This is a genomic window from Candidatus Aegiribacteria sp., from assembly GCA_021108435.1.
Taxonomy (GTDB): domain Bacteria; phylum Fermentibacterota; class Fermentibacteria; order Fermentibacterales; family JCC-6; genus Aegiribacteria.
In genome coordinates, this window is record JAIOQY010000148.1 from 1 (window position 1) to 2,686 (window position 2,686).

2 protein-coding genes are annotated in these 2,686 nt (G+C 48.7%); both read left to right on the plus strand.

Annotated elements, in window-relative coordinates; genetic code table 11:
• Window positions 1-188 (plus strand): hypothetical protein (locus K8R76_08440; protein MCD4848204.1); only part of this gene is annotated, 188 nt, incomplete at its 5' end.
• 185 nt (window positions 189-373) lie between these two features.
• Complete coding sequence (locus K8R76_08445; GenBank protein ID MCD4848205.1) at window positions 374-2,596, plus strand: T9SS type A sorting domain-containing protein; 2,223 nt, start codon at window positions 374-376, stop codon at window positions 2,594-2,596.
• Window positions 2,597-2,686: the final 90 nt, after the last annotated feature.

Below are 2,686 nucleotides of genomic sequence, written 5' to 3' on the forward strand. Positions count from 1 at the left end.
CGGCTCGGATAGCACTCAGTTCCAGGTGCTCCAAGATGCTTTTGGAAATGCAGACCCGGAGAGACTTAAGAAGCAACCGTGATGTGTGGGGCGACCGACAGAATCGGAGCGGAGGTGTGAAGCAGCGCACCACAGTCGGCAGAACCTCAGCGGTTCGCTGCGGTCGAGCTTTCAATCGAAATTTCTGAAAATTACTCATTCTGATGATATTCCGGGACGAAATAGGTTATCATCCGCTTCAAAATTCTCCGCCAGTTTACTAAATTCTCGGAAATCGCTGAATCTTCAGAAAATGACGGCAGACCTTCGGCGTGTTTGCCAATTGAAATCCCCATGTCATATAATAGAAGTTAGCTTAAAAGGAACAGGGAATATGAACAGTCAAAGGGTTTCTGTATACCAAGTTGCATGCCTGCTTGTATTGGTGTTGCCGGTCTACGCATTTCCGTACCACTGGGAACAGATGGGACCGCAGGGGGGGTACTTCAAGGATTTTATTGTTCATCCACAGGATCCACAGGTGATTTATGCTGGGAGTGACGACTCCGGGGGTTTATGGAAAACCACTGACGGGGGACAGACATGGAATCTTATGACTGCGGATTGGCCGGACATGACGGCATGGCACATCGAGCTGGATCCCTCTAATCCTGACATGGTTTATATCTGCGATCCATACGGAAGATACGGTATTCTGAAATCCGAAGATGGTGGTCAGAACTGGCAGCAGATCACTGAAGGTCTTGCAACGCAGGCTTCCAGAATGGTGTCCAGGCTGGTTATTGCTTCACCGGATGGGGATTCGCTTTATATCAGCACCGGGCTGGACAGGTATGGAGACCCGCCGAAGCCGGGTGACGGGATATACAAATCGGTTAATGGAGGTCTCACATGGGCAGCAGGTGGTCTGCAGGGATTTACAGCTCTTGCTATCTGCAGATGTGATGATGGATCTCTGCTTGCCGGACTGGCGGAGCAGGGTCTGTACCGATCCTTGGACGGAACCACCTGGACACAGGTATCGAGTATTCCGACCGATGGATATGTCTGGCAGCTGGAGAGTATGGCCAATGTGGTGGTTGCAGCAGTCAATCCCTACGGCATCTATCTCAGCCAGGATTACGGAGCAAGTTTTGAATTTAGCTATTCCTCTTACTACACCGCAGATTTGTCCATAGCCCGTGTGTCTCCCGATATGGAAATTTATGCCTGTGACTTTCCCGGATTCATTAAATACACAGCCTCCTCCGGAGAATGGGTTGATGTGGTGTCACCGCCCCTTCCCAATGACTTGATGATAATGGGAGCTACCGCCGAAGAAGATTTTATATACTGTGGCGCGTTTGCCAACAGTCCGATCTATGTATCTGAGAACGCCGCACAGAGCTGGTCTGAATTACCATCGTCTCCTCAGTCGGGTTATTTCTGTGGTCTGGCAGTTGATTCATCGGATCCGGATCGCATATTCGCCGCCAATCTGGGTAGTTACACGCAGATTATGAATTTACCTTCTCTTTCCAGAACCACTGACGGAGGTCAAACATGGAGCAGGCTGGGGCCTGAAGCTCACTGCCTTTTTGTCCACTTCAGTCCAGGTAGTTCCGATATTATGTACTGCGGTACTTTCCGCAAAGGCGCGTACAGATCAGATGACGGTTTCTCTACCTGGCAAGTCATCAGAGAGGGAGATAAGATCGTTTTCGATCTGGCAGTGAATGACGACGATCCATCGGTTCTTCTGCTTTCCGAGTGGGATATTGAGCAGTCTACACTGGGTGTTTACCGGAGTACTGACAGTGGGGGGAGTTTCGAGCTTGTACTGCAGGAGGTCTGTCCCCGGTTACTGCATGTAACGCAATCGGATACTTTTTACGCAGCCTCAACTCAGGGTCTCTATATCAGTACTGATCAGGGGCAATCATGGATCCTCAGGGGTTTGTCGTCTTATAACCTGATGTCCCTTGAATGGAATGAGGGTAACTTGTTCACCGGAACCGAAACCGGAGAGATCTTCCGGGTAACAGCTACTTCCATTGAAGACATCTCGGGCAACTGGGAGAAGCCGGTCAATGTGGCTGATCTTCTTTTCGTCGGTGATGTTTTATACGCAGGGCTGAATGGTGCGGAGGTTGATACAACATTTGTAATGCATGGTGGAGTATGGCAAACTCCCGATCTTGGAAATACCTGGGAAAACATTACCGGTAATCTTCCTGTAGACAATGTATACGGTAACTCTCCAATGGCTCTCTGTGGATCTGCCTTACTTACCTCGACTTATGGAGGTGGAATTCATAGACTGGATGACTTCCAGCAAATTGAGTCGCCTGATTCAGGTGCTGGCTCGGTGGTGTCAGGGCTGTCTGTATCTCCCAACCCTTCCTTTGGAAGTGTAGAAATCATCTTCACCATCCCTGTGGATTCCAGAACAGATTTCAGTGTTTACGACATTTCCGGCAGGGTTCTCAACAGATCAAGCAGAAATTACAATCGGGGTCAACAAAGCCTTTTTCTCAATGGTCTTCAACCGGGACTCTACTTCGTTCGAGTGCTGACTCCAGAATTTGTGACAATAAGTCGATTTGTTGTTTTGTAGGATATTGGATATTCTCACGCCGGGCATAACTTAAATTTTCTTCTCAACCAAACACTAATTAAATAGAGATTTTATCCTGCCGAAGGTTGT

Excerpts from the sequence above, each read along its gene's own strand:
- K8R76_08445 (MCD4848205.1), top strand. The coding sequence starts at position 374 with ATGAACAGTCAAAGGGTTTCTGTATACCAAGTTGCATGCCTGCTTGTA.